Source organism: Pseudomonas sp. GW821-FHT01A09, from assembly GCF_058986725.1.
Genome location: NZ_JBYSWB010000003.1, coordinates 339,374 through 364,856 on the forward strand (window position 1 = coordinate 339,374; position 25,483 = coordinate 364,856).

24 protein-coding genes and 1 pseudogene are annotated in these 25,483 nt (G+C 61.5%); 8 read left to right on the plus strand and 17 right to left on the minus strand.

Annotated features, from left to right (window positions below):
• Positions 1 to 72 precede the first annotated feature (72 nt).
• Positions 73 to 1,482, plus strand: a complete 1,410-nt coding sequence (locus tag AC3WJP_RS06025; protein ID WP_493720320.1) for an NAD-dependent succinate-semialdehyde dehydrogenase — start codon at positions 73 to 75, stop codon at positions 1,480 to 1,482.
• A gap of 32 nt (positions 1,483 to 1,514) precedes the next feature.
• On the opposite strand, the gene AC3WJP_RS06030 is transcribed toward AC3WJP_RS06025, so the two are convergent.
• The 3 genes from AC3WJP_RS06030 to AC3WJP_RS06040 all read right to left on the minus strand — a co-directional run bounded on the left by AC3WJP_RS06030 (position 1,515) and on the right by AC3WJP_RS06040 (position 4,290).
• Positions 1,515 to 2,171, minus strand: a complete 657-nt coding sequence (locus tag AC3WJP_RS06030; protein WP_493720321.1) for a YitT family protein — start codon at positions 2,169 to 2,171, stop codon at positions 1,515 to 1,517.
• A gap of 280 nt (positions 2,172 to 2,451) precedes the next feature.
• Entirely contained in the window at positions 2,452 to 3,408 is a 957-nt protein-coding gene (locus tag AC3WJP_RS06035; protein WP_493720322.1) for a WD40 repeat domain-containing protein, read from the minus strand.
• A gap of 108 nt (positions 3,409 to 3,516) precedes the next feature.
• Positions 3,517 to 4,290, minus strand: a complete 774-nt coding sequence (locus AC3WJP_RS06040; protein WP_493720323.1) for an IclR family transcriptional regulator — start codon at positions 4,288 to 4,290, stop codon at positions 3,517 to 3,519.
• 202 nt (positions 4,291 to 4,492) lie between these two features.
• On the opposite strand from AC3WJP_RS06040, the gene AC3WJP_RS06045 reads away from it, so the two are divergent.
• Both AC3WJP_RS06045 and AC3WJP_RS06050 read left to right on the plus strand, forming a co-directional pair.
• Entirely contained in the window at positions 4,493 to 5,860 is a 1,368-nt protein-coding gene (locus tag AC3WJP_RS06045; protein ID WP_493720324.1) for an MFS transporter, read from the plus strand.
• Positions 5,861 to 5,991: 131 nt separating this feature from the next.
• Positions 5,992 to 6,819 (plus strand): sugar phosphate isomerase/epimerase family protein, encoded by an 828-nt coding sequence (locus AC3WJP_RS06050; RefSeq protein WP_493720325.1) that lies wholly within the window; start codon positions 5,992 to 5,994, stop codon positions 6,817 to 6,819.
• An 87-nt stretch (positions 6,820 to 6,906) separates the two neighbouring features.
• On the opposite strand, the gene AC3WJP_RS06055 is transcribed toward AC3WJP_RS06050, so the two are convergent.
• Positions 6,907 to 7,614, minus strand: a complete 708-nt coding sequence (locus tag AC3WJP_RS06055) for a Crp/Fnr family transcriptional regulator (RefSeq protein WP_493720326.1) — start codon at positions 7,612 to 7,614, stop codon at positions 6,907 to 6,909.
• Positions 7,615 to 7,702: 88 nt separating this feature from the next.
• Between AC3WJP_RS06055 and AC3WJP_RS06060 the strand changes: the two genes are divergently transcribed.
• A complete protein-coding gene (locus AC3WJP_RS06060; protein WP_493720327.1) occupies positions 7,703 to 8,200 on the plus strand; it encodes an Mpo1 family 2-hydroxy fatty acid dioxygenase in 498 nt (165 codons plus the stop codon).
• Positions 8,201 to 8,260: 60 nt separating this feature from the next.
• On the opposite strand, the gene AC3WJP_RS06065 is transcribed toward AC3WJP_RS06060, so the two are convergent.
• Both AC3WJP_RS06065 and AC3WJP_RS06070 read right to left on the minus strand, forming a co-directional pair.
• Positions 8,261 to 8,848: a glutathione S-transferase family protein gene (locus AC3WJP_RS06065; protein ID WP_493720328.1), complete on the minus strand. Its 588-nt coding sequence runs from the start codon at positions 8,846 to 8,848 to the stop codon at positions 8,261 to 8,263.
• Positions 8,845 to 9,273, minus strand: coding sequence for a VOC family protein (locus AC3WJP_RS06070; RefSeq protein ID WP_493720329.1), 429 nt, complete (start codon positions 9,271 to 9,273; stop codon positions 8,845 to 8,847). The genes AC3WJP_RS06065 and AC3WJP_RS06070 overlap by 4 nt, the downstream gene beginning before the upstream one ends.
• A gap of 113 nt (positions 9,274 to 9,386) precedes the next feature.
• Between AC3WJP_RS06070 and AC3WJP_RS06075 the strand changes: the two genes are divergently transcribed.
• A complete protein-coding gene (locus AC3WJP_RS06075; protein ID WP_493720330.1) occupies positions 9,387 to 10,304 on the plus strand; it encodes a LysR family transcriptional regulator in 918 nt (305 codons plus the stop codon).
• Between the two features lie 85 nt (positions 10,305 to 10,389).
• Here AC3WJP_RS06075 and AC3WJP_RS06080 read toward each other — a convergent pair whose 3' ends face one another.
• The 8 genes from AC3WJP_RS06080 to AC3WJP_RS06115 form a co-directional block, all read right to left on the minus strand.
• Positions 10,390 to 10,848 carry a hypothetical protein gene (locus AC3WJP_RS06080; protein WP_493720331.1) on the minus strand — a complete coding sequence of 153 codons (459 nt, stop codon included), beginning with the start codon at positions 10,846 to 10,848 and terminating at the stop codon, positions 10,390 to 10,392.
• Positions 10,849 to 11,196: 348 nt separating this feature from the next.
• Positions 11,197 to 12,444, minus strand: coding sequence for an OprD family porin (locus AC3WJP_RS06085; protein ID WP_493720332.1), 1,248 nt, complete (start codon positions 12,442 to 12,444; stop codon positions 11,197 to 11,199).
• A 91-nt stretch (positions 12,445 to 12,535) separates the two neighbouring features.
• Entirely contained in the window at positions 12,536 to 13,759 is a 1,224-nt protein-coding gene (locus AC3WJP_RS06090; RefSeq protein WP_493720333.1) for a M20 family metallopeptidase, read from the minus strand.
• Positions 13,756 to 15,387, minus strand: coding sequence for a nickel ABC transporter ATP-binding protein NikE (gene nikE, locus AC3WJP_RS06095; protein ID WP_493720334.1), 1,632 nt, complete (start codon positions 15,385 to 15,387; stop codon positions 13,756 to 13,758). The genes AC3WJP_RS06090 and nikE overlap by 4 nt, the downstream gene beginning before the upstream one ends.
• Positions 15,387 to 16,217 (minus strand): ABC transporter permease, encoded by an 831-nt coding sequence (locus tag AC3WJP_RS06100; RefSeq protein ID WP_493720335.1) that lies wholly within the window; start codon positions 16,215 to 16,217, stop codon positions 15,387 to 15,389. The genes nikE and AC3WJP_RS06100 overlap by 1 nt, the downstream gene beginning before the upstream one ends.
• The gene (locus tag AC3WJP_RS06105; RefSeq protein WP_493720336.1) at positions 16,210 to 17,157 is read right to left on the minus strand and encodes an ABC transporter permease; all 948 of its coding nucleotides are present in this window, start codon (positions 17,155 to 17,157) and stop codon (positions 16,210 to 16,212) included. The genes AC3WJP_RS06100 and AC3WJP_RS06105 overlap by 8 nt, the downstream gene beginning before the upstream one ends.
• 15 nt (positions 17,158 to 17,172) lie before the next feature.
• Positions 17,173 to 18,744 (minus strand): ABC transporter substrate-binding protein, encoded by a 1,572-nt coding sequence (locus tag AC3WJP_RS06110; protein ID WP_493720337.1) that lies wholly within the window; start codon positions 18,742 to 18,744, stop codon positions 17,173 to 17,175.
• A 93-nt stretch (positions 18,745 to 18,837) separates the two neighbouring features.
• Entirely contained in the window at positions 18,838 to 20,130 is a 1,293-nt protein-coding gene (locus AC3WJP_RS06115) for a M20 family metallopeptidase (RefSeq protein ID WP_493720338.1), read from the minus strand.
• Positions 20,131 to 20,200: 70 nt separating this feature from the next.
• Between AC3WJP_RS06115 and AC3WJP_RS06120 the strand changes: the two genes are divergently transcribed.
• The gene (locus AC3WJP_RS06120; RefSeq protein ID WP_493720339.1) at positions 20,201 to 20,971 is read left to right on the plus strand and encodes a GntR family transcriptional regulator; all 771 of its coding nucleotides are present in this window, start codon (positions 20,201 to 20,203) and stop codon (positions 20,969 to 20,971) included.
• 11 nt (positions 20,972 to 20,982) lie between these two features.
• Here the strand turns inward: AC3WJP_RS06120 and AC3WJP_RS06125 are convergent, their stop codons facing one another.
• Entirely contained in the window at positions 20,983 to 21,879 is an 897-nt protein-coding gene (locus tag AC3WJP_RS06125; RefSeq protein ID WP_493720340.1) for a LysR family transcriptional regulator, read from the minus strand.
• Between the two features lie 132 nt (positions 21,880 to 22,011).
• On the opposite strand from AC3WJP_RS06125, the gene AC3WJP_RS06130 reads away from it, so the two are divergent.
• On the plus strand, positions 22,012 to 22,440 hold the full coding sequence (locus AC3WJP_RS06130) for a (R)-mandelonitrile lyase (protein ID WP_493720341.1): 429 nt from the start codon (positions 22,012 to 22,014) through the stop codon (positions 22,438 to 22,440).
• 278 nt (positions 22,441 to 22,718) lie between these two features.
• Complete coding sequence (pmrG, locus tag AC3WJP_RS06135; RefSeq protein WP_493720342.1) at positions 22,719 to 23,339, plus strand: lipopolysaccharide core heptose(II)-phosphate phosphatase PmrG; 621 nt, start codon at positions 22,719 to 22,721, stop codon at positions 23,337 to 23,339.
• 381 nt (positions 23,340 to 23,720) lie between these two features.
• Here pmrG and AC3WJP_RS06140 read toward each other — a convergent pair whose 3' ends face one another.
• Both AC3WJP_RS06140 and AC3WJP_RS06145 read right to left on the minus strand, forming a co-directional pair.
• Positions 23,721 to 24,284 carry a hypothetical protein gene (locus AC3WJP_RS06140; protein WP_493720343.1) on the minus strand — a complete coding sequence of 188 codons (564 nt, stop codon included), beginning with the start codon at positions 24,282 to 24,284 and terminating at the stop codon, positions 23,721 to 23,723.
• Positions 24,281 to 25,483: pseudogene (locus AC3WJP_RS06145) on the minus strand (hypothetical protein); the annotation flags it as partial. The gene AC3WJP_RS06140 and the pseudogene AC3WJP_RS06145, both read right to left, overlap by 4 nt.

The window sequence follows — 25,483 nt, forward strand, 5'->3', positions numbered from 1 at the left end:
TTTCGGGCTTGCCTAAAGTGACGGTCATCGCAGCGCAGACAGCGCTGCCCTATCGTCAATGAGGTGATACCGATGAGCAACTTGAACGCCGCTGCACACACCGGCCCCGTCGCCACTTCGCGCAACCCGGCAACCGGTGAGCTGATCGCGACTTATCCGTTTCAGACGTCCGCTGAAGTCGAGCAGCTGCTGGATGCCAACGCCGCCGCCTTCCGCCTGTGGCGCGCCACCCCGATGCGTGAACGCGTGACCGCCTACAGTCGTCTGGCCGCCGTCTTGCGTACGCGCTCCGAAAGCCTGGCGACGCTGATCACTGCCGAGATGGGCAAGACCTGGGCCTCGGCACTGGCGGAGGTTGAAAAGTGCGCTGCCACCCTCGAATGGGTCGCCCAGAATGGCCCGGCGATATTGGCCGATGAGCCGGTCGAGGTAGAGGGTGACGATCAGGTTCACGTGTCCTTCCTGCCGATCGGTACCGTGCTGGCGGTCATGCCCTGGAACTTCCCGCTGTGGCAGGTGATTCGTGCCTCGGCGCCGATCATGCTGTCCGGCAATGCCTTCATGCTCAAGCATGCCCCCAACGTCATGGGCTCGGCTTATGCCTTGCAGGATGCCTATGAGGCGGCTGGCTTTCCCAAGGGCTTGTTCGTCAATCTGGTGGCCGACAACGATACCGTGGCCCGCACCATCGAAGACCCACGTATCGCCGCAGTGACCTTGACCGGCAGCATGCGTGCCGGTGCAGCCGTGGCTGGCACCGCCGCCAAGGCGCTGAAAAAGAGCCTGCTGGAGCTGGGCGGTTCGGACGCTTTTATCGTCCTGGCCGATGCCAATATCGACCTGGCGGTGAAAGCCGCCGTCGAAGCGCGTTTCCAGAATGCCGGCCAGGTCTGCCTGGCGGCCAAGCGCTTCATCGTCGAGCAACCGATTGCGCAGGCATTCACCCGCAAGTTCGTGGCGGCGGTCGCTCAGCTGAAGGTCGGCAATCCACTGGACAGCGCCATCAACCTGGGGCCGATGGCCCGTGCCGATCTGCGTGATGAGCTCGATGGGCAGGTCCAGCGCACGCTGGCCGCCGGCGCGACTCTGCTGCTGGGCGGGCACAAGATCGAAGGCCCGGGCAACTTCTACGAGCCGACGGTGCTGGCCGACGTTCAGCCTGGCATGGCCGCGTTCGATGAAGAGACCTTCGGGCCGGTCGCGGCCATTACCGTGGCTGACAATGCCGAGCACGCCATCGCGCTGGCCAACACTAGCGATTATGGATTGGGCGGCAGCCTGTGGACCCAGGACGTCAGCCGTGCGCAACGCATCGCCCGGCGGCTGGAAACCGGCGGTGTGTTCATCAACGGTTACCCCGCCACCAACGCCCGCATCCCGGTGGGGGGCGTGAAGAAGAGTGGTTACGGCCGCGAGCTCTCGCATTTCGGCTTGCGCGAGTTCACCAACGCCCAGGCGGTCTGGGCCAAGAGCATCAGCTGAAGCCTCGGCTGACGCAGCAACGGGACGTATCGCTACCCGCGGTATCGTCCCGGCTTGTGCCAGATGATCAGGATGGCATTCATCGCCAGCGTGCCAATGAGCGACCAGACCATCTTCTCCAACGGCAGGAAGAATCCGGCCACCAGGAACAGCACGCAGTCGCAGGCCAGTTGCGACAGGCCGGCGTTGATGGAAAACCGCCGCTGAATCCACAGCACGATAGCGCCCGTACCGCCCATCGAAGCGTTATGGCGAGCCAGGCACAGGATACCCATGCCCAGGAAGGTGCCGCCCAGCACCGAGCCGAGGCTGGAGGGGATGCCGGAGCGGTTGAGCAGTGGACTGATCAGGCTGATGCCCAATCCCAATGCGAAGCTGACGATGACGCTCTTCAGGGTGAACGCGCGGCCCATGCTGAACAGTGCAAACACCAGGAAGGGGATGTTGATTACCGGTACCAGCACCGAGGGCGTGTACTGGGTGAGGAAGGACACCAGCAACGCCATCCCCGCGATGCCACCGGTGACCAGCCCGCTGTCGCCCAGAATGGCGATCCCGGTAGCGGCCAGGGCGATGCCGATGAACAGACCATATGCATCATCCAGTGGACTGTGCCGCGGATAGGCACTCAATACCCCGCCCATCTCGTCTGAGCCCTGCCTTAGGGCGACCTCATCTTTTCTTTGCATATTTCACCTGATGCATTGCTATTCCTCGTGGGATGGCAGCCTTGTGGCATGACGCCGGTGGATCGCACCAGAGTTGTCATGCTGCGACGGACAGCGTCGCAAGGGCGGGGCGGATTTTGAACCAGCCTGCAGGAGGTAGGCAAGCAGCCAGGCATGTCCGCGATCCCTGCTGGCAGCGGCTCAGACCCGCGCTGGACTGCGGCACGATGCGGCATCAGCGCGCAGCCGCCAGCGTGCCGCCCTGAATCCGACCTGACCAGAGCCGGTAAGTGGGAGTCTCTCAGCGTTTGAAGTACGCGAGGATTTCACAGCCTTTACCGACCGGTACATGGCCGAGCGTCTTGCGTTCGAGGATGTCGATCACGCTGATGGTGGCGTCGTTTTCATTGGCGACCAGCAAGTACTTCTGGTCGGGGCTGAAGCAACCATCCAACGGCTTGTCGCCCAGTTCGGCGTTGAACAGCCATTGCAGGTTTTCATCGAAAAAGCTCACCACCGGATCAAAATCGCCGATCACCGCCAGCAGTCGGCCGTCGGGGCTGAAGCGCACCACCTGGCCAGGTTTCCGGTGTCCGGGCAGTTCTATGCAGTGCAGCACACGGCGTTCTTTAGTGTCTACCGCGTAGATCACCGGGCGGTTGGCGTCTGAGGCTACCACCCAGGGCCGCAGGGGCGATGCATCGATGCCGTTCAAGGCGCCGGGCATCACCAGAGTGGTCGCCACCTGGCCTGCATCGCCACGCACGTCGATAGCGTAAAGTTGGCCATCTTCCTCGCTTTCAGCCCACACCTCGTCGACATGGGGCAACGGGATGAGCCGGTGCACATTGCTGGACGGCACCTCGATGTGGCCGATCACCTTGTCCAGGCTGGGGTCGATGACAATGATCGTCGCGCTGTTTTCACAGCACAAATACACCTTGCCATCGCGGCCCAGGCGACCGGTGTGGGGCGATACATAAGGCAGGGTGTCGATAAAGCCGGTCAGGCGGCGGCTATCGAGGTCGATCACTGCCACCTGGTGGTTCGGGTGAGGATTGTCGCCGTGGACTCCGTCGCCATAGATGGGCACATAGGCCTTGCGTTGATCCTCGATGATCAACAGTTCATGAGGACGAGAGGGCAGGCCGGTGATCGCCGCGCGGACTGAAAGATCCCCGGGGTCGAGAAACAACACTTGCTGGCCCTGCTTGTCGACGGCGATGATCTCCTCTGTGGTGCTGTGTTCGAGGTTCATGGCAGCGGTCCTGTACTCAAGGTCAAAAAGCTCTCAATGTGTTGGTGGAGAGCCTTCGCGGCGCTTAAGTTCCCGATGATCGCACTGACGCCTGTGGCCGGCCTTTTGTTAAAACCGTGATATCAGGCTCAGCGCACCGAGACGGCCCGCGTAGTCCTGCAGCATGGGCAGCAGGCGATCGATTTTTTCGGCATCCATTCGCACGGAGGGGCCAGCGATGCTCAGGGCTGCTACCGGGCGTCGATCTGCTTGATTGAGCACCATTACGGACACTGCACTGGTGCCCGCTTCGTACGAGTCATGCACAACGCCATAGCCTCGTGCGCGCGTCAGCTCGATGCTCTCCATGAGTTCGCGTAGTGAGCGCGGCGCATTGGGTCCCATCGTTTCGGCACGCTGCAGACCTTGAATGCCGATAAGCGCGATAGCGCGGGAATCATCCACAGACGCCAACCAGGCATGACCGCTGGCGGCGGCAGGCAAGTACACCTCCGCACCTGCATCTGGATCGTAACGCAACCCAGCGGTCGCGCCCTGGGCCTTGGCGACATAGACCAGGCTATCGCCCTCGATCATCGCCAGGCGCACCAACTCGCCGCTTTCCCTGGCCAGTTCATCGAGCAGCGGCTGAGTGGCATCGGTAATGCCGCTGGCCGCCAGATACGTCAAGCCCAACGAGGCCAGGCGGATGGTCAGCACATACAGGTTGCCGTTATGGGGTTGCTTGAGATAGCCCATCTCTTTCAATTCGCCCAATAGCCGGTGCGTAGCTGTGCGCGGTATGCCCAATTGGTCGGAAATGTCCGTCATAGGCAAGCCGTGCACGTTCTTGACCAGAAGCTCGATGATGGACAGGGCGCGATCGCGGGCGGAGGAAGACATTCACTAACCTTCGTGGAAATACAATGATCCTATCCCTCTTGGAATTATTTTCCAAACGGTGCGTTGTTTATTCTGTTTCGAAAATCAGGAATGAAAAACCGTTTGGAAAACTATTCCAAAAAATATAACGTGAAGGCGTTCTACGGATATGCCTTGGACTACCGCCGAACAGCACACAAAAACAACAGTGGAGCACCACGCCATGCAGCCTTCGCGTCAACTCGATATCCAAACGTTCCTCGATGCCCGACCGTTCGGGGCGTATCAGTGGAAAGTCCTTCTCCTGTGCCTGACAGTGCTCATTCTCGACGGTTTCGATGTGGTGATCATGGGTTTCATTGCCCCAGCCTTGGTCGCCGATTGGGGAATTGCGCGCGAGTCCCTGGGCGTCGTGATGAGTGCCGGGTTGTTCGGGCTGGCACTGGGCGCACTCGCCGGCGGGCCGCTGGCTGACCGATTCGGCCGACGTCGGGTAATCATCGGCGCGGTGTTTTTTTTCGGAATCATGAGCATTCTCAGTGCCTGGGCACCCAATCTTCTGGTGCTGAGCATCTTGCGCTTTCTCACTGGTCTTGGCCTCGGTGCGTCGCAGCCTAACGCGGCGACATTGGCCAGCGAATACGCGCCGCGCAAATACCGCTCGCTCATGGTCACGGTCGTGTATTGCGGCTTCACCTTGGGCGCCGCCGGGGGTGGTTTTTTGGCGAACGCGATCATGGCGGTTCACGGCTGGCCGGCGATTTTGCTCGTTGGCGGGATAGTGCCAGTGGCATTTGCCGGCCTCCTGTGCCTGGTCTTGCCCGAGTCGGCCAAGTATCTGGTGGTGAAGAAGACGCGTCGTCAGCAGCTCGTGCGGATCGTCAATGCGATCGAGCCGGGAACGGCCGACAATGCAACCGAGTTCGTGACTCCCGAGCAATTGCACAGCGGCCAGCGCTCGGTGAATCTGATCCTGTCGCGACCTCACATTACGGTGACCCTGGCGTTGTGGGTGGGGCTGTTCATGAACCTCATGACCGTGTATTTCCTCAACAGCTGGCTGCCGATCATCGTCAAGGATGATGGCTTCAGCCTGGCTGACGCCGCGCTCGTGGGCGCGATGATGCAGGTGGGGGGTACCCTGGGGAATATTGTCATTGGCTGGGAGATGGACCGCTTCAAAGCGCACCGAGTGATGATGGGCACGCTGCTGGGTGCCGCCGTGCTGACCGTCACCATGGGGCTGGCAAGCCCGGGCCTGTACGGTCTGATGGCACTGGTATTCGTTCTTGGGTTTTGCATCAACGCGACGAACACGGGCTGGACGGCGATGGCGGCGGTCTACTACCCGACCGAAATGCGCGCGACCGGCACCAGCTGGATGACGGGTATAGGCCGTTTCGGGGCAATTCTGGGAGCTTACGTCGGTGCTGTGCTGCTGGGATTGAAATGGGACTTCAACCATCTGTTCATGATTCTCACGGTCCCGATCGCCATTGCCATCGTCGCCGCGTTCATCAAAGGGCGAGCCGCCAGAGGGCGTTCGGCGACTCGCAGTCAAACGCTGCTCAATGCCAAGGGGGTTCACTGATGTCGTTACACCCTGGCACTGGTCGAGGCGGCCAGTCAGGCCGCCAGGCAACGCTGTGTCGTCGAATTGGGCACTGATCTGAGCTTCCATAGCCTGATGGCGACTGACTCCCTTTAAATTCGGAAACAACCATGACTTCTTCGACCAACAAGACGTTTCTCAACTTCATCCTGCTCGGCGGTAGCACCGAGCAGAAAATACTGGCGACCCGTGAAGCCGGGTTCGATGAGGCCGAGATATGGCAGGAAGACGTCCAGGCGTATCCTGGGAGCCCCGATGAATTGCGCTTGCGGGTCGAGCAATCAGGGTTACGGCTCCAGGATGTGATGGTACTCAGGGACTTCGCTGGGGCTCCCACGCGTCTGCATGAGGAGAAACGCCTGCAAGCGATCAGGATGCTCGACCTGGCCGTGGCCATCGGCACGGACACGGTGCAATCGCCAGCCACCACATTGCTTGACTGCGAGCCAGACAAGATCGACGAAGACCTTCGCTGGCTCGCCCGCGAAGCCCAAAGCCGTGGCTTGCGCATTGCCTATGAAGGCATTGCCTGGAGCGTGCTTGACCATAACCTGCCTGCCGCCTGGGCGCGAGTCGAGAGGGTGGGGGCCGCCAATGTCGGGCTCGTAGTCGATCTGTTCCATACCTGCGTGCGCGAGCGGGGTGTGGAGGACCTGGACGGCATCCCAGTCGATCGTATCTTTCAATTGCAGCTCAGCGATCTGATCGAGACAGTCAGTATTGACGATATGGATCATCTGATCGATACCGCACGCCACCGTCGCGTGCTCCCCGGCCGGGGACGCTTCGACCTCAAGCCCTTCATCGAGCGGTTACGCCGTGGTGGGTACGCTGGGCCGGTGGGGGTCGAGGTATTCAGCGATGAGCTCAAGGCCCTGGCGCCGCAGGTAGCTGCGCGAATGGCAATGGCATCGCTGCACGAGGTGTGGCGCGATTGACGGTGACGTTAGTCGGCGGCGCGGGAATCCAATGCAAACGAGGGGTCAAATCAAATGCAGAGGAGCGAGCAAGTGTATTCATGCACGCTACGCAACGGCGCCTTGAGCAATCAACCCGTCGATGTCGACGATCACGATCGCGCCTCGCAGGCGCTGAATCGCACCCGCGGCTTCCAGGTCTCGCAGGGACTGATTGATGGTCTGGCGCGAGAGTGACAGCATCGAGCCGAGGGCCTCCTGCGAGACCGTGATCCTGCGCTTGCCGCCGTCGGCCAGGGTGCCGAAACCATCGCTCATGTTCACCAGCCTTCGCGCCACGCGAGCGGTGGGCGATGTCAGGGCAATGTCTTGCATCGCGCTGAACACCGCCCGCAGCTTTTGCGTCAGCAGCCTGCCGAAAAAAAGCCACTCGTGCGGATGGGCGTCGAGCATCTTTTTCAGTTTTCGTTGCGGCAACCTCAGCAGGCAGGTATCCACCGCCGCCCAGGCATCGTGGGTGCGCAAGTCATCATCGAAGAGTGCGATTTCACCGAACCAATGGGGTGGCTCCAGCAGCGCCACAATCATCTCCCGGCCGGCCTCGGTGAAGGTGCTGATGCGAACCGTGCCTTGCAGCACACAGTAGAGTCCGTCCGGGGCATCGCCCCTGGCGAACAGGCGCTCGCCTGGTGCCAGGCAGATGCGCTCGCCAAGGTCCATGATCCGTTGCTGCAATTCAGGGGCGAGCGCGGCGAACCAGTCACCTCGGCGCAGGGTATCGGCGAGGTTTTGCTCCGGCACAAGCAAGCGAACCATTATTTTTTTCCTTATGTCGGATGGCTGACATTCGTACGCCTAAGGTGACGCCATTATAGATCCACCGCTCGACCTTATCGGGGATCCCATGACACGCGTAGAACAGCACTTGGCAAAATACGGCAGCTATCACCAGGATCGACGCAATGTCGCCACTCACTTCCTGGGAATCCCGCTGATCGTGCTGGGCATCGCCATTCTGCTGTCCAGGGCGGCTCTGACCATCGGCCCGGCCTCTGTTTCTGTGGCGGGTATGCTGGTGTCAGTCCTCACGGTTTATTACCTGTGGTTGGAATTGCGACTGGGTCTGGCCTTGGCGGTATTCCTCTGGGGCGCGGTAGCGGTCGGCCACGTCGCTGCTCTGCAGTCGACGTGGATCTGGCTGCTGCTCGGCACCGGCGGTTTTGTCGTGGGCTGGGCGCTGCAGTTTTTGGGGCATGTCTGGGAAGGGCGCAAGCCGGCCTTTCTCGATGACCTCAGGAGCCTGTTGATCGGGCCGTTGTTCGTGGCCGCAGAGTGTGCGTTTGCGTTGGGGTTGATGCAGGCGTTGCGCAGCAAGATACATCAGCGCGACTGCGCCGGTTGATGCGGCTCACAGGCGCGCGCCCATCCAGGTGAAGCTGAGCACATCAGCCCCCGATGCCGCTCAAGGCTGCGGCAGATACCCCGGCAACGCCTTCACCCGCTCGATCCAGCGGACAACATGAGCGTACGGACTCAGCTCGACACCCCCCTCAGGCGCCAGCACGACGTAGGGATAGACGGCGCAGTCGGCAATCGAAGGCCGGGCGATGGCGAGCCAGTCGTGATGCTCGAGGTGCTTGTCCAGCATCGCCAGGGCCAGCGCCGATTTCTCCAAGGCAGCCGCCTTGTCGGAGACCAAGCCGAATTTGTCCATCAGCCGTGCAGTGCAGAGGCCGTGTTGCACCTCGTTGGCGGCGAACGAGAGCCACTGCATGATGTCGGCCTGGCCCTGAGGATGGCCCGGCCACCAGGCCAGCCCGCCGTACGCGCCCGCCAGGTACACGAGGATGGCCTGAGAGTCCCGAAAGACGTCCGGTCCGTCTTGCAGAACCGGCAGTTGACCCAAGGGGTTGAGGTCTGACACCGGCGGCTTTTTATGCTCGCCAGCGCCGATATCGACCGATACCGTTTCAAGTTCGATATGGGCCAGTGAGGCGAAGAGCCGCACTTTGTAGCAGTTGCCTGAGGCATCGAGGTTGTACAGTTTCATTTTGCATCTCCTTCGACAAGCTGATTGAATTCCAGAACGTTGCCGTCTGGATCGCGGATGAACAGCGCGATTCGCCGTGGACCTATGGGGTGCGGCCCTTCGGTGATGACGATGCCCTGGCGGTCGAGCCACAGTTGGAGTGCCTGCAGATCGTCGACTATAAAGGCCGGGTGAGTGATGCCGGGCAACTTCACCGCGTCATCCAGCAGCACGTTATGGGCTTCAGGCACGCGGGTGCCATTGAAGATCAGGTTGATCCGCACGCCGTCGGGGCTGAGCATTTCGTTGGCTTCGTAGCGGGTAAAGCGTGCGCTCTCCCTGAAGCCTAGTGCCTGGTAGAAGGCCATGGAACGGGCATGGTCGCTGACACGAATGCCGATGTGGTCGTAGGCGAGAATGCGCGCGGGGTTGGATGCTTGGCTCATGAGGTAGCGCTCCGGTGAGGTCGGTGCCTGTAGTCTTGCCCATGATCGGCGCTGCACCTATGGCCCGGACCTGACAATACCTATGCAGTAATCGCACAGATCCAAAGGTGGTAATGGACAAGCTCAAGGCAATGGCAAATTTCGTTCGCATCGTCGACAACGGCAGCTTGAGTGCCGCCGCCGACGTCACCGGGCAGTCGGTGGCCTCGCTGGTACGCTCGCTGGCGGCGTTGGAGCAGTACCTGGGCGTGCGCTTGTTGAACCGCAATACCCGGCGCATGGCCCTGACCGATGAAGGCACCCAGTACCTGGCGTGGAGTCGGCGGATGCTGGCGGACTTCGACGACATGGAGCAGCGCCTGGAGGTCCGCGATGGCAGCGTGCGCGGTTTGCTGCGCCTGACCGCGCCGGTGGAGTTCGGGCACCGCTACATCGCGCCGCTGGTGAACGCTTTTCTCAAAAGCCATCCGCACATGCGCGTCGAGCTGATGTTGCAGGACCAGATAGTGCCCTTGCTGGACGAGCGTTTCGATCTGGCGCTGCGCATCGGTGCCTTGCCCGATTCGGCCATGGTCGCCCGCCAGGTGGGCGCCACTCGTCTCGTCACCTGTGCCAGTGCGCACTACCTCGCCGAGGCAGCCGCGCTGGACAGCCCGGCCGACCTGCCAACGCACAGGTGCATCACCCAGGCTTCACAGGGGCGACGCTGGTACTACCGCAGTGGCGAGCACGACCTGGCGCAAGACCTCGATCCGGCGCTGGTGTGCAATCAGATTCGTGCCGCCACCCTGGCCTGCGTGCAGGGCGTGGGTATCGCGCGGATGATGCATTATCAGGTGGCGGACGAACTGGCCAGCGGTCGCTTGGTGAGGGTTCTGACTGGCTACGAGCCGGCGAATCTGCCGGTCCAGCTCGTCTATCCCCATTCCCTCGAACTGGCGCCGCGGGTAAAAGCGTTCGTGGAATGGGCCTATCCGCAATTGCAGAAGCAGGTGCCCGATCCCGAGGGCGATATTCCGGCTGCCCGTTGAGCGTGGCCCCGGGTATCGGCCTGAGTCAGACAGCCGTCGGCGTGTCGCCAGCGCTGGTCGCAAGGCAGGTCCAGGCCGCGAGGCATCAAGCCGATGCGCGAGTGCACCGCTTGAAGTGGTTGTCAGTCACCAATGCATTGGCCTCTTTGCCGGAGACACTCCTGGTCGCGTAGTCCATCATCACCGCCTCGACCTTGACCACTCCCACACAGCTCACGCTACGGTCCCGTACCGACGTGACCTTCTCCAGCGGGCCGATGCTCTGGCCGTTCTTGATGGGCCCGAGAATCTCGATGTCCTGATCGGTTCCCACCTGAGCGCCCGCGGCGTCGTACAGGGCGACCACTATGCGAAGGGTTTTCAAGGTGCGCGGGAAGCTGCTCTTGGCAGTGACGTGCACATCGACCTGAGCGGTTTCAGCATCCAGGGTCATGTCCAGATGGGTGACGGCCGCAGGAAAATCCTGCCCGACGCTTGGCGCCTGGGGGGCGGCTGAGCAGGCAGCGAGAAGAGCGCAAGACATCAGTACCAGAAGCGGCTTCATTGGATCCTTGGGTAGCTAGGTGAGGGAATAGGAGGGAATGCAGATGGGTGCTAGCGGCCTCATGGGCGCTGCTTAAACGATTTATCGGGGTGGGTTCTCAGAACTTGAGCAAGATTCGCCTGAAGGCGACCAATGGCGCCGCGCGCGAATGCAGGAAGCAGGGGATTCGACTTTGTCCGCTATATATAGCCAGATTCTCGTCGGGCAGGGCCGGGCAGGGCGGCCTGGACGACGGCTTGCGCCGGATTGGCCGAGCGCCATGACAACCCTGAGGCTCGACGCGCGCCAACGGCGGGTCGACAAGACGCTGTTCGATGAGCCTGAACAGCGCCTCGGCGCCCTGGGGCGTTACAGGTTGATCGGATACTGGGTGATGAAGCGTACGTCATCCAGGTCGCCGCTGAACGAGTTGCGGTACGTCGCCTGGCGCAAGCGGAACGAGAGGTTCTTCAGGGGGCCGCTCTGCACCGTATAGGCTGCTTCCAGATCTCGCTCCCACTCGGTCTGGCCAGTATTGCCGTTGGCCAGCGAGATATTGTCACCGCGCAGGTAACGGCCGAATACGTCCAGTCCAGGCAGGCCGAACGCGACGAAGTTGTAGTCGTATCGGGCTTGCCACGAACGCTCGTCATCGCGGGTGAATTCGGCGTATTGCACGTAGTTGGCCATGTAGTCGGTGTTGCCACCGTCCGTATAGAACACATAACCGCCCTTGCCGGTGATTGCCTGATAGGCCAGGGTCACTTTGTGCGCACCATAGGCATAGGCACCCTTGATGCTGAACGAGTTGCTGTCGATATCACCGCCTTGTTCGGCACCGGTGCTCTTCTGGTTATAGAAGCGCAAATCGGTGGAGAACGCCTGCTTCGAATCGATCGGCTTGACCCAGCTCAGACCCGCGTATTTCTTCTTCCACAGATCCTTGACGTCCGAGGCGTACAAGGCACCGGTCAGGGCTGGGGTGATGTTGTAGGTGGCCCCGACCACATCGGCTTCGGTCATGCCACCCGCGTTATGCGCGCTTTGGGCGTAGGTGCTCAGCGACGTCAGGTGAGCGACATCCACCCGCAGGTTGTCGATCTCCTTGCTGCTCAGATAGAACCCTTCGGTGGTTTCCGGCAGCAGGCGGCTGTCGCCGGTGGAGTAGACCGGCAGGTTGAGCGTCATCTGGCCGTACTTGAGCACGGTCTTGGAGAGCTTCAGCTTGACTGCTGCGGCGCCGCGCGAGTAGTCGTCGGCGGCCTTGTCGACCCCCGGCGTGTGACTGCCGCTGCTGGGCAGCAGGCCGCTGCCGATGCGGTCCGAGCTGCTGTCGAGCTTCATGCCATACAGGCCGATGGCGTCGACACCGATGCCGAGGGTGCCCGGGGTGAAGCCCGAGCTGAAGGTACCGATAAAGCCCTGCGCCCATTCGCCACGGTAGTTCTGGCCGGTGGAGCTGGTGTTGTGGAAATCACGGTTGAGGTAGAAGTTACGGGCCATGATCTGGGTGGTGCTGTCCTTGAAAAACGGATTGTCGAGGACGTCGTCTGCGAAGGCTGCGCCGGAAATGGCCGCGCACAGCGTTGCACTGCCAAGCATGAAAGCTGACCGCATGGTGTGAACCCTTATCGAAAAATAATCAGCAGATGCGAAGTCGTGAAGCACAGTTGTTGTTATGCGGCGTCCGTGCCGTGCAGCGTTGAAATCAAAGGCCCTCGGCCACCTCGCAGATGCTCAGGATGGCGAGGATGTAAACGCGCACCATGTCCAGGTAGTCGCGTTTGTGAACGCGCTCGTCGGGCATCGTGTTGAACTTGCCGCCAGGCCCGCAGACCACGCCCTGCATGCCCAGGCGCTGGTAGAAGTGCGCGGCGTCGGTGCCGAAATACGCCGGTGGGGTGATGATCCCGGTGGGCTGTGGCTCCCCGCGCACTTGCAGGTAGGCGGCGTTCACCGCTTTGACGATTGGCGAGTCGACTGGCACTTCGAATGGCGGCATCAGCGGCTGGTTGTCGCTGTCGTTGAGCAGCCTGGCCTGCAGGCCCGGGAACTGCGCGCAGAGCTGGTCAAGCAGGGCTTGCAGGTCGGCCAGCACCGACTCCACCGTCTGCCCTGGGGTGTAGCGAGCCGAACCACGCAGGCGCAGGAAGTCGGCGACCTGGGGCGGCCGCCATTCTTCGAGGTCGCGGCCAAGTGCGCCATGCACCACGCCGATATGGCCGCGGTTGACCCGTTCGTGCTCGGGGCTGCGAGCACCGCTGAACGTGATGCCATTGATCTGCGGGATCAGTTGCACGGCGGCGGTGATCACGTCCACGGCTTCTTCGCGCTTGGACAGGTGACGGGTGTCGCCGGTGAGCTCGATCACGAACATCAGCGAGCCCACGTGCAGGGTCACCGCCTGCAGGTCGGTAGGCTCGGAGTTGATGAAGTAATCGGCTTTCACGCCTTGCTCGATGGCGGCGATGGTGCCGATGCCGCCTTGCAGTTCGCCGACCACGTAGGTGAGGATCACGTCGCCCTTGAGCTTGATGCCAGCGTCGATCAGGGTCTTCAAAGCGCAGAAGTAGGCGGCGTCGCCGGCCTTCATGTTCGATACGCCGATGCCGTAGATGAACTCCTCATCGACCTTGCCGGCCCAGGGATCGACGGTCCAGCCCTCGGTCACCGGGTTGGTGTCCAGGTGGCCGTTGAACAGCAGGCTGTGGCCACCGCCCTGGCCTTTGAGGGTGCCGATGGCGTTCAGGCGTTCGCCCGGTACCGGCATCAGTTCGCTGTGCAGGCCGAGCTCGGTCATTTGCCCGGCCATGTACTCGGCCAGCCGGCGTTCTTCAGGGGTGGCGCTGTAGCTTTTGTGCTGCACCAGGCGCGAGAGAAAATCCAGGCAGTACGCCTCGTCGATGCTGTTGATTAGCGCTTCAGGCGTCATGCAAGGGGCTCCAGTTCGTTGTGCAAAGGCTGCGGCACGGCATCGAGCAGTGCACGGGTATAGGGGTGGCGGGCGTGGGCGGCCATGTCCACGGCCGGCAGAATCTCCAGCAGGTCGCCGCGGTACATCACGGCGATACGGTGGGCGATCTGGCGGATCAGGTTGAGGTCGTGGGTGATGAACAGGTACGCGGTGCCGTGTTGGCGACGCAGTTCCAGCAGCAGTTCGATCACCGTGGCCTGCACCGACACATCAAGGGCCGCGGTGATTTCGTCACAGATCACCAGCTCAGGCCGTGCGGCGAAGGCTCGGGCAATCGCCACGCGCTGTTTCTGGCCGCCGGACAAAGCATGGGGATAGCGGCCGGCGAAATCTTCGGGCAGGCGTACCTGGCGCAATAGCCGGGCGATGGCCTGGGGCTCGGTTTCGCCGTCAGGCAGGCCGTACAGGCGCAACGGCCGGGACAGAATCTGGCCAATGGTCTGGCGCGGATTCAGCGAGGCGTCCGGGTGCTGGAAAATGATCTGCACCTTGCGCCGGTAATCGCGGTTCATTTGCGCCGGGCCATGGATGTCGATGCCATCGAAGCGCACCGCGCCGGTAAAGGGCGTCAGCCCGGTGAGGGCCTTGGCCAGCGTGGATTTGCCTGACCCCGACTCACCGATGATGCCGAGAATTTCGCCGCGGGCCATGTCCAGCGTCATGTCGCGCGCACCCATGGAGGGTTTGTCCGGGCGCCGCAACAGGCTGTCCAGCAGGCTGGCGCGACCGTAACGAACATTGAGGCCGTTGACCTGCAGCAGGGTCGGGTCGTTAGCCACGGGCTCATCGAGCAGGCGCTTGTCGGCTGCCGGAACCGCCGCGACCAGGCGCTGCGTGTAGGCATCGGTGGGCGCACTGAAGATGCGTCCACCAGGTGCCTGTTCGACGATGCGCCCTTGGTTCAGCACACAGACCCGATCCGCCACGCGCGACACCAGCGCCAGGTCGTGGGAGATGTACAGAGAGGCCACGCCGGTTTCTTCGCGCAAGCGGCGGAACAGCTGCAGGATCTGCGCCGAGCTGATGACGTCGAGCGCTGTGGTCGGCTCATCGAAGATCAGGCACTGCGGGCGGCAGGCGAAGGCAGTGGCGATCAGCACGCGCTGTTTTTCGCCGCCCGAGGCTTCATGGGGGAAGCGCTTCATCATCGCGCTCGGGTCTTTCAGGTCGACGTCCGCCAGCAATTGCTCGCCCAGCGCCCAGGCGTCTCGATAGCTGAGGTCGCGGTGCCGAGTCAGCACCTCGACCACTTGCTCGCCGAGGCTCAAGGTCGGGTTCAGCGAGGCGCTGGGGTCCTGGAAAATCATCCCCAAGCGGCCGCCGCGCAGTTGTTCGATCTGCCGTGGTGGCATCTGCAGCAGGTTTTCTCCCTGAAGGCTGATGCTGCCACCGACATCCCGGGCGTTGCCGGCCAGGTAGCGCATGATCGCAAAGCCGAGGGTGGTCTTGCCCGAGCCGGACTCACCGACCAAGCCGACTACTTCGCCGGCGCCGACGCTGAAGTCGATGTTTTGCAGCACGTGCAGCGGGCCACTGGGCAATTGATAGTCGAGACTGTAGTCAGCCACTTGCAACACGGCGCTCATCAGCGATGCCCCTTTGGATTGAGGGCATCGCGCAAGCCATCGCCCAGCAGATTGAAACCGATCGCGATGACGGCGATGGCAAGGCCCGGCATCAGCATCATCCACGGTGCCTGAAAGAAGTAGCGGCGGGCTTCGGCGACCATCAGGCCCCATTCCGGCTGCGGCGGTTGTGCGCCCAGCCCGAGGAAGCTCAGGGTGGCGAACAGCATGATGGCGAAGGCCACGCGAATGGTTGCCTCGACGATGATCGGCGCGACGATGTTGGGCAGCATTTCGCGGACCACGATGTAGGCCGTTGACTCGCCCCGGGCGATGGCAGCGCTGACGTAGTCCTGGCGCCGGGCGGCGAGGGCGACACTGCGGGCGATGCGCGCCATGCCGGGGACGAAAGCGATGGTGATCGCCAGCACCGCGTTGATGTCGCTCTTGCCCAGCGTACTGACGATCAGCAGGGCGAACAGCAGGCTGGGGATCGACATGATCGCATCGAGGGTGCGCATCAGCGCCTCGTCGATGCGTCCGCCGAGGTAGCCGCTGGCGGTACCCAGCAGTGCCCCCAGCAGCATCGCCAGGGCCGTGGCCAGTACCGACAGCGAGATGGTCGCCCGCGCGCCGATCAGCAGGCGGCTGAAGATGTCGCGGCCCAGTTGGTCGGTGCCCAGCCAGTGCAGCAGGCTCGGCGCCTTGTAGCGTGCCAGGATGGAAATCGCTTCTGGGTCATGGGGCGCCAGCGCCGGACCTGCGCATACCAGCACCACGGCTAGCAGCAGGATCAGGCTGCCGAGCAAGCCCTGGGGGCTGGTCAGCAGACGGTAGAAAATATCACGCATATTGAATTCGCCGATCGAGGTAGGCATAGGTCAGGTCAGCGATGAAGTTGACCACGCAGTAGGTCGCGGCGAGGATCAGCACGCCGCCCTGAATCGCCGGCAGGTCGCGGGCGGCCACGGCCACCAGCAATTCGCGGCCGATGCCGGGGATGTTGAAGATCTCCTCGACCACGACTATGCCCCCCAGCAGGTAGCCCACGTCCAGGGCGACGATGGTGATGGTCGGCAGCAGGCCGTTGCGCAGGGCGTGACGCAGCAGCACCCGGCGCTTGGACAGGCCCTTGAGCCGCGCGGCGCGGATGTAGTCGGTTTGCAGCACGTCGATCATTTCCGAGCGCACCATGCGCGACACGTGGGCGACCATGATCATCGACACCGTCAGCGTCGGCAGCACAAGATGGCGCAGGCCTTCGCTGAAGTTATCGCTCAGTGGCACGTAACCGGTGGCCGGCAGCAGTTGCCAGACATCGGCGAACAGCAGAATCAGCAAGGTCGCCGTAACGAACTCCGGCAGCGACACGCCGATGTACGAGAGCATCGCGATGATCAGGTCCACCGGCCGCCCGCGGCGCACCGCGGCAAGAATGCCCAATGGTATGGCGACGACCAGCATCAGCAGCAACGAGCAGCCTGCCAGCAGCAGCGATCGGCCCAGAGCGTCCAGCAGCGAACCGAGCACCGGCAGGCCGTTGCGCATGGAAATGCCGAAATCCCCCCGCAGCACGGCCATCAACCAGTGGCCAAATTGCAGCCAGGCCGGTTGGTCCAGCCCCAGCCTGGCACGCAAGGCGGCGAGGGCTTCAGGGGTGGCGTTCTGGCCCAACAGGGTTACCGCGGCATCGGCGGGCAGCAGTTGGGTGATGGCGAAGACCAGCAGCGAAACGATCAGCAGGGTATACACGACCAACAGCAAGCGCTTGGTCAGATAAGCAGCAGTCACAGGGTGTCCCTCGGTTCAGCCGCGCTTGGGTGCGCTGTCGTCCAGCCAGGCTTGATCCAGGCGAAATACCGCGCCGCGTGGGTGCAGTTGGTAGCCCTGGACATAGTTGCGTTGGGCGGCGAGCACGTCGAAGAACGTCGGGATCAGGGACGGTACTTGCTCGTGCATCAGCTGTTGCGCAGTGGCGTAGAGCGCCGCCCGCTTGACCGGATCGTCGGTACCCCGGGCCGCGGCCACGGCGGTATCGAACTCGGCGTTGTTCCAGCGGGTTTCGTTCCAGGCGGCGTTGGATGTATAGAGCAGCGAGAACACCGCATCGGCCGACGGCTGCATGTTGTAGAAGCCGACGTAGAAATTGCCCTTTTTCCATACCTGATCCAGGTAGGTGCTGTTGGCCATGGTCTCGACACTGATGTTGAAACCGGCAGGCTTGGCCATTTCCCGTACGGCGATGCCCAACTGGGTGCGGGTAGAGGGTTTGTCGGAAGCCACCAGTTTGATGTCCAGGCCATTCGGGTAGCCGGCATCGGCCAGCAGTTTTTTCGCTTGCTCGATATTGGCCTGACGCAGGGCGATATCGCTGTGGTAGCGGTAGGCAGCATTGAGCGGGGTATCGTTGCCTGGCGTGCCGAAGCCTTCGGCGACGAAGTCCACCAGCGCGGCGCGGTCGACGCAAAGGCTCAGGGCCTGACGCACGCGTACATCATTGAAAGGCTTCTGGTCGCAGGCCATGTTGATGTTGAGGAACTGTCCGGATGGCACGCGCAAGCCCTTGACTCCGCTGGCCTCCTTTAGGCGGCTGAACTCGGTGGCCTGGGCCGAGAGCATGAGGTCGATGTCACCGGACATCAGTGCCGAGCTCTCGGCAGTCGGGTCGGGGTATACACGAATCTCGACGCGGTCCAGATGCGGGCGTTGCGGGTCGTAGAAGTGCTCGTTGCGGGCTACTACCACCAGGCGCTCGGGCTCGAACGACACCAGCTTGAAGGGCCCGGTGCCCACGGCTTCACGGGACAGGCGTGCGATATCGCCCTGCAGGATGGCAGCCGGGACGATCTTGGCATCCGGGTAGGCGAGGCTCACTGGCAGGTCGGCATAGGGCGCGCTGGTGGTCAGCTTGACGCGCAGGTCGTCCAGGGCTTCGACGCTCTTGATCGGGCCGATGTTGCGCAGGCCGGGGGACGCGGTCTTGGGGTCGAGAACAGCCTGCAGGCTGGCGACGACGTCCTTGGCGGTGCAGGCGCTGCCGTCATGAAAACGCAGGGCGTCGCGCAAGGTGAAGGTCCACTCGGTGAGGGCGTCGTTGTGGCTCCAGGATTGCGCCAGGTCGGGTTCGGCCTGCATGTCCTGGCTCAGGCGAGTGAGGCCGTTGTACAGCAGTTCGCTGAGCAGGTACTCGGGGTTGACCCTGGCCAGCAGCGGATTGAGCATGCCCACCGCCTGGTCGACACTGATACGCAGCGTGCCGCCTTTGCGTGCCGTGGCAGCGGCCCACAAAGTGTTCGAGAACGGCAGCATGGCGGCACCGGTGACGATGGCCGAGGTGGTCAGAAAGCGGCGACGGTTAAGCCTGAAAACTGTATTCATGGCGATACTTCACTTAGCAAAAATGGCTTGGGGCAGCTAGGTAAGAACAGCCGATGACCAGTCTTGGCGCCAGTCTTCGGTGGGCGTGCGCGCTCAGCCAGGCTGGGCGGCCGCAGGCGCTGGCGGGCAGAAATCGGCCGCCAGGTAGGCCAGGATCGATTGCGCCAGGGCGACCAGGTCGCTGCGCGTGGTGTACTCGTCGGCGGCATGGATGCGACTTTCCGGGCGAATCAGCCCGCCCAGGAGGATTTCCTGAATGCCGGCCTGCTGCACCCAGCCCATGTCCGAGCTGCTGCTCGAGCCATAGCATTGAAACTGCTCGGCGCTGAAGCCGAAGCCCAAGCCGAGCGCCGCCTGCCAGCGCGGCCAGTGCGGGCCGGTGGGGTCAGCGACCGGCGCCAGGTGGCCGATCACTTCGTGCTCCACGGCTAACGTTTCGGTGCCAGCCATTGCCGTTTCGATGCATTGCCGCAGCTCGGTCATGACCTCATCGAACGGCTCTTCAGGCGCATAGCGACGGTTGATCAGGATCTCGAACTGCGCCGGCACCGTTGAGCCCTTGCTGCCGCCGTGGGCCGCAGCCAGGGTCATGCGCGAGATCAATGGCGCGCCGTTGTAGTGCGGCGGCGCCGGCATTGGCCAGGCGCGCTGTTGTACCTGCGCCTTCAGGGCATGCAGCGCATTGAGCAGGGGCAGGCTCTGTTCGATGGCATTGATGGCATCCACGGGTTCGCCGGAATGGGACGAGCGCCCCTTGACGGTGATCTTCAGGTCGATGCTGCCAAAGCAGCCCGCCCAGACGCGGGGCGCAGCGCCGCCGTTGAAGCTGAGGATATGGCCTTCGACCAGTCGCTGTTCGGCCAGATAACGGATGCCTGGGTACAGGCCGCCTTCCTCGTCGGTACACAGCAGCAGCGATGGGCAGTAGCGCAGCGGCAGGTTGAAGCGCTGAGCGGCGCGCAGGGCGGCGAGGGTAGCGGCGACGCTGCCTTTCATGTCGGCAGTGCCGCGGCCGATCAGCTTGCCGTCGGCCTCGGTCAATTGCAGGGGAGGGTAGTTCCAGCCATCGCCCGGCGGCACGGTATCCACATGAAAATACAGGCTGCAGACTTCCTGCTCCCCCGGCTGACGTGCGATCAGATTGATGCGTTCGCCGTGAGCTTCGCCACTGCGTGTCTGCCACAGCGCCTCGGGCACGGTGACGCGCTGAGTGCGCAACCCCAGCGGCGCCACCAGGGTTTCCATCAGTTCGGCAAAGTCGCCATAGCCCGCCCCCGGTGGAAAGCAGGTGTCCACCGCGATCATGCGTTGCAGATCGTCGATCAGCGAATCATGATCCGCGCCGATCGATTCGAGAGCCTGCGTGAGCGCTGCATTCGTCGCCATTTTCGTTCTCGCTGTATTTCTATATAGTTTATAGTTAAGTATCACTGCCTGGCCCGTCAAGGACAAAATGATGACAAATAGCAATGCGCCAGCTGCGCCTGCCAGCTTTTCCCGTTTGAGCGAGCACGACAGCGCGCCACTTTATGAAGTGGTCAAGCGCCATATTTCCGAAGCCATCCTGCTGGGCGAGTGGAGCAGCGGCACGGTCATTCCCAGCGAAAACGCACTGGCCGTCGACTTCGGCGTATCGGTAGGTACGGTGCGGCGGGCCTTGGCCGAATTGGTGAGCGAAGGCATGCTGATGCGTCGACGCAAGACCGGCACCGTGGTGACGGGCTGGGCGCCGCTGCATAACCTGCGCTATTTCTTTCAGTACTTTCGCCTGCACAACAAGGCTGGGGCATTGCTGAAGTCGCGTACCGCCTTGCTCGACTATCAATTGAGCGAGGCGACGGCACTGGAGGCCGACAAGCTGCTGATCGAGGTGGGTAGCCCGGTTTATCGTCTGCATCGCTTGCGCAGCATCGATGGGGTGGTGGCGATGCACGAGCATTTCACCGTGGTGGCCAGCAAGGTGCCCAACTTCCCCGGCCCCGAGGATTTGCCGGAGCTGCTGTACCGTTATCTGCTGGAGCATTACGGCCTGCGGGTGGCGGCTGTACGCGAGCAACTGACCGCCGGGCTGGCGACGGAAGAAGATTGCCGGTTGCTGGAACTGCCGAGCCCTCATGCGGTGATGATCATTGATGCGGTGTCGTTCGATCAGGCCGCCACGCCGGTCATGATGACTCATCAGCGTGCGAGTACCGAGCACTTCATGTACGTCAACGAAATACGCTGAGCACTGCGCCCTCAATAGGCATTGTCCCGCAGCGCCGCGATCACCAGCCGCACCGCCAGCGATGACTGCCGGCGCGTCGCATAGTAGGCATGGGTCCCGGTAAAGGTTGGGAACCAGTCCTCGAGCACCCAATCGAGCCGCCCGGCCTGCACGTGGGCGTCGACCAGCGCCTTGGGCAGGTACGCCAGGCCGAAGCCCTGCAAGGCCGCCTCGAGCATCTGGTAGGAATTGTTGAACACCAGTTGGCCGCTGACCTTGACCTCGATACTTTGCCCGTTCTTGCTCAGCTCCCAGGCCATCAGGGTGTCCCTGGTGGGTAAGCGCAAGTTGATGCAGTTGTGCGCCGTCAGCTCATGGGGCGCCTGGGGTGCCGGGCATTCAAGCAGGTAGGCGGGCGCGCCGACGATCGCCATGGTCTCGTCCGGGGCGATGCGCACCGCGATCATGTCCTTCTCGACCTGGTCGCCCAGGCGAATGCCGATGTCGAAGCGCTCGGCGACGATGTTCGACAGGCCGTAGTCATTGATCAGCTCGATCCGCAGTTCAGGGTGCTCGCGCAGCAAGCCCTGAAGCTTTGGCCACACATACTGGTTGGCGGAATAGTCGGTCGCGGTGATGCGCACGGTACCGACCGGTTTGTCCCGCAGCTCGGCCACGGCCAGCAACTCGGCTTCGATTTCTTCGAGCTTCGGCGCGACCGAGTCGAGCAGGCGCTGACCGGCCTCGGTGGTGGACACGCTGCGGGTAGTGCGGGTGAGCAGCAGCATGCCGAGCTGGGTTTCCAGCGCCGTGACCGTCCTGCTCAGCGATGACTGCGACACGCCCAGTCGCGCGGCGGCCCGGGTGAAGCTGCGTTCTCGGGCAACCGTGAGCAGGGCTACGAGGTGATTGAGATCGGGAGCGGCCATTGATTCATCTGTGCATGAGTGTGTCCCGATTTTGCCATCTAGTTACGAAGTCGCCCAAGTATTAAATTGCTCGCAGCGGCATTCGATTGGTCCGATTCACGTGACCAGGCCCGACGCGATAGAGAGTATTCAATGAGCAACCCAGGCCAGACCATCATCCGCAGCGGTACCCGCCCCTCGATCAAGGGGCCAGACACCTGGTTTACCGGTGCGGTGCGTATCGACAACGCTTTCCAGCTCGAGGCGCCGGGGCAGGCGACCGGTGCCATCGTAACCTTCGAGCCCGGCGCGCGGACCTTCTGGCATGCCCATCCGCAGGGCCAGGTGCTGATCGTGTTGAGCGGCGTGGGCTGGACCCAGTGCGAAGGCGGCCCGCGCACGGAGATCCGTGCCGGTGACGTGGTCACTTGTGCTTGTGGCAAACGTCATTGGCACGGCGGGGCAGCAACGACCGCGATGTCTCATGTGGCGGTGACGGAAACCGTCAATGGCAAGAACACCGATTGGATGGAACCAGTAACGGATGAGCAGTACCTGGGTGGCCCGCTGGTTACCGAGTGATATCCCCGGGGGTTATCCGCTGCGATTGCGACTCTCATTGAACGGCCATATAAAACTGCGCCCAACAAATATTTGACACGGCTTTCACCAACATCCCATCCCATTGTTTCTATCTTCCAGCCGCCACGAACTATTTCTTGAAATAGTTCGCGCGTGCTCGGCCCCCTGTCACGTGCCGGTCACTTCCATAACATAAAGTTTACCGCACACTCGGGGCTATAGGCATGAGACTCCATCGCCGTCCGTACTTGCCATTCACAAAGACATGGCGTTCGCCCATGCGTTATATAAAAGCGTTCGGGTTATTGATAGTGATACTGTCAATGGGCATTCTGGTGGCCGGTTTTGCCGAGCTGCCATTGTCGCCCGTGACCCTCGATGACCCCGCCCAGAGCCAGGCTGCGGCCTTCAAGGCGCAGTGGAAAGCCGGTAACGTCGTGGTCCTGGTCAGACACGCGGAGCGCTGCGATCGCTCCAGCAGCACCTGTCTTGGCCCGGCCGACGGCATTACCCGGTCAGGGCAAGCGCAGGCCAGCCAGGTTGGCGCGGCCCTGGCGAGCCTGGGCATGGGCAACACCGACGTGCTCACCAGCCCGCTGACCCGCACCATCCAGACGGCTCAGGCAATGTTCAACGTCATCGGCAGCGAGCAGGCCTGGGTGCACGAGTGTGGCAACCATCTCGCTGACGCTATCGCTGCCCGCAAGGTAACCGGGCGCAATCTGGTGCTGGTGACGCACAGCGGATGCATCAGCCAGCTCGAAGCGCAAACGGGGTTCCCCCATGCCCGCGCCGCCGAATACACCAGCACCTTGGCGGCGACTGTCGGCGCCGATGGAAAACTGAAGGTATTGGGTGTGGTCAATGCGCAAGATTGGCCGAACTTGATCGCTCGCTAAGGAATTGACGGGGTTATGCTTTGTTCCTGCATCGTTAACTCACAGAGATAAAGGTTGCTCTAATGGTCTGGTAGAAACTGTGCGTCATTTCTGCAGTAGGCCCTGACTGTGTTTGCCTCATGTGGTACAGGTTCGCCGACTTGCCATTTACACCACATGTAGAAGATGGCCTCTCGCAAGAGGTGCGGTAGACCGAAGGTCGTCAGACTGGGGTGCAGAAAGACTACAGAAAGGGTGCGCTTGAGTATTAACCGGGTGCAGGAAGGGTGCAAGAAGGCGACAAAAAGGGGGCCGATTAGGTGTAAAAGCACCGGCGGCAAGGCAGGTGTCGAGGATCTCAGATCAGGCCTGAGATTTTTACATTTTATACATGCAGGCCTATCATCCCGGAATTACACACATGGCTGTAATAAGCTGGTTCGGCTGCTCCTCCAGAGGACCCCCCCACCCCGTAACTTCAAGCGCACCATAATCACGATCGGTATAAAACCACTCTTCGGCCTCATCAAACTCTAAGCTAGTGAATGGCAAAAGATCAGATATAAGACTTCCCAAACCTATGCGCTCCGACAAAAGCCCCTTGTAAACAAACCTATGCGCAGGCTCCCCTGGAAAGCTAAAGTCATAAACCTTAACTGCGTACACCCTCCCACTACGAATAAGAACAGATAATGCAGGAACTCCTTTTTTTAGCTCACTGACAATTTCATCATCAAAAATTGAAAAAGAATAACCGCCATTACCGCGCTCATCCAGACCATACCCACTCAAATAAAGGTCTGGCGCGCCTTCAAATCTGTACTGCAAAGAATTCTTATCAGTTAAATATGTCGAAAGCACAGCCTCCAGATCGACAACACTGGCATGCAACGGTATTCCTGCAAGTGACACACCAGGAATAATTGAAGCATCCCAAACTACAGAAAAACTATCTAGCGGCATCATTCGGAAATCCACGCATTGGTGGCAGGGTTGAATTTCACTTTCTGGCCTTGCGGATTCAAGTATGTCGTATTTGCATCATAAATGGGCTTAGAAGGACCCTGGAATGTCGGTCTGTAGGTCGCAGGATCAATAACCTTAGCCTTACTACCATCAACGTATGTAATTTTATAGTACTCACCCACGTGCACTGATTTGACCGAGGCATCAACAGTAGATGGGCTATATTGAATCTCTTTAATGCCAGTTGTGCCACCTTCAACTCTGTACACCTGTGCGTTACCAGATGTTCCAGTTTTCGGCGGCACATATGTGAGCTTGGCACCATCCATCTTGAACGACTGCTGAATATCATCAATGGATTTCCCCCAAACATTCGCCGGAGCTTCCACCATATTTCGGGGGATTCCTGCTTGCGCTGCAACGTCTTCCCGCAGTCCTACCCGTGCAGTTGCAGACGTAGCCGGTACTTCAGCTGCACCAGTTGCTTTTGCACTGCTCAGCAAGTCCGGTGGCTCGCCCTCTTTTACTACTTTTGCATCCGAATGAGAACCCCGCACAACCGACTTTTTCGCCGCAGCCCGAACCGCCACAATCGAAGCCCCGGCCTTCAGGGCATCGCCTATATCCTCCCGAATGGCGCCGGCTATTACATCGGAAAACCCCCACTTGGCCTGTGCTGCCTCCACCATCGCAGCGACGGTGTGCCCTGCGCTGCTGGTCGCCAACATCTCCTGAAATCCGATGTTCGAATTGATCAGGTGCTGCAAAGCGGCGCGTGCTTCAGGTGGGGCGTCTGCTAGCAGGTCCCTGACGGCTTCCAGGCGAACCGTTGTGTTTTGAACGTTAAGCGAAGGCCCCTTGCACAGCTCGACAGCGAAGGCGCAATTGGCCATCGCCTCTATGTCCTGCTCCATGCTCAGTTGGTTGAATTCCTGCAACGTATCCCGATAACAACTGCTATCCGGTGCACACGAAGCAAGTCTTCTCGCGGCCTTCGCGAGCTGGTCATGACTCAGGTAGTTATGGGTCGTCGCCTTCTGAGCAACTTCGGCGCCTTTCTCGATATCGCCGTCGACGGCGACCGCCGCCAGCACGCCGGTTACCTGTGAAAGTGCCAAATGTAGATCTGCATTGCCTTCGACGACATCCGCCATCTGATTGACGAGCAGCTCGTTCAAGCCCGCCGCTGCAGCGCCGGT

Coding starts and splice junctions, on each gene's coding strand:
- AC3WJP_RS06025 (WP_493720320.1), top strand. CDS start 73: ATGAGCAACTTGAACGCCGCTGCACACACCGGCCCCGTCGCCACTTCG.
- AC3WJP_RS06030 (WP_493720321.1), bottom strand. CDS start 2,171: ATGCAAAGAAAAGATGAGGTCGCCCTAAGGCAGGGCTCAGACGAGATG.
- AC3WJP_RS06035 (WP_493720322.1), bottom strand. CDS start 3,408: ATGAACCTCGAACACAGCACCACAGAGGAGATCATCGCCGTCGACAAG.
- AC3WJP_RS06040 (WP_493720323.1), bottom strand. CDS start 4,290: ATGTCTTCCTCCGCCCGCGATCGCGCCCTGTCCATCATCGAGCTTCTG.
- AC3WJP_RS06045 (WP_493720324.1), top strand. CDS start 4,493: ATGCAGCCTTCGCGTCAACTCGATATCCAAACGTTCCTCGATGCCCGA.
- AC3WJP_RS06050 (WP_493720325.1), top strand. CDS start 5,992: ATGACTTCTTCGACCAACAAGACGTTTCTCAACTTCATCCTGCTCGGC.
- AC3WJP_RS06055 (WP_493720326.1), bottom strand. CDS start 7,614: ATGGTTCGCTTGCTTGTGCCGGAGCAAAACCTCGCCGATACCCTGCGC.
- AC3WJP_RS06060 (WP_493720327.1), top strand. CDS start 7,703: ATGACACGCGTAGAACAGCACTTGGCAAAATACGGCAGCTATCACCAG.
- AC3WJP_RS06065 (WP_493720328.1), bottom strand. CDS start 8,848: ATGAAACTGTACAACCTCGATGCCTCAGGCAACTGCTACAAAGTGCGG.
- AC3WJP_RS06070 (WP_493720329.1), bottom strand. CDS start 9,273: ATGAGCCAAGCATCCAACCCCGCGCGCATTCTCGCCTACGACCACATC.
- AC3WJP_RS06075 (WP_493720330.1), top strand. CDS start 9,387: ATGGACAAGCTCAAGGCAATGGCAAATTTCGTTCGCATCGTCGACAAC.
- AC3WJP_RS06080 (WP_493720331.1), bottom strand. CDS start 10,848: ATGAAGCCGCTTCTGGTACTGATGTCTTGCGCTCTTCTCGCTGCCTGC.
- AC3WJP_RS06085 (WP_493720332.1), bottom strand. CDS start 12,444: ATGCGGTCAGCTTTCATGCTTGGCAGTGCAACGCTGTGCGCGGCCATT.
- AC3WJP_RS06090 (WP_493720333.1), bottom strand. CDS start 13,759: ATGACGCCTGAAGCGCTAATCAACAGCATCGACGAGGCGTACTGCCTG.
- nikE (WP_493720334.1), bottom strand. CDS start 15,387: ATGAGCGCCGTGTTGCAAGTGGCTGACTACAGTCTCGACTATCAATTG.
- AC3WJP_RS06100 (WP_493720335.1), bottom strand. CDS start 16,217: ATGCGTGATATTTTCTACCGTCTGCTGACCAGCCCCCAGGGCTTGCTC.
- AC3WJP_RS06110 (WP_493720337.1), bottom strand. CDS start 18,744: ATGAATACAGTTTTCAGGCTTAACCGTCGCCGCTTTCTGACCACCTCG.
- AC3WJP_RS06115 (WP_493720338.1), bottom strand. CDS start 20,130: ATGGCGACGAATGCAGCGCTCACGCAGGCTCTCGAATCGATCGGCGCG.
- AC3WJP_RS06120 (WP_493720339.1), top strand. CDS start 20,201: ATGACAAATAGCAATGCGCCAGCTGCGCCTGCCAGCTTTTCCCGTTTG.
- AC3WJP_RS06125 (WP_493720340.1), bottom strand. CDS start 21,879: ATGGCCGCTCCCGATCTCAATCACCTCGTAGCCCTGCTCACGGTTGCC.
- AC3WJP_RS06130 (WP_493720341.1), top strand. CDS start 22,012: ATGAGCAACCCAGGCCAGACCATCATCCGCAGCGGTACCCGCCCCTCG.
- pmrG (WP_493720342.1), top strand. CDS start 22,719: ATGCGTTATATAAAAGCGTTCGGGTTATTGATAGTGATACTGTCAATG.
- AC3WJP_RS06140 (WP_493720343.1), bottom strand. CDS start 24,284: ATGATGCCGCTAGATAGTTTTTCTGTAGTTTGGGATGCTTCAATTATT.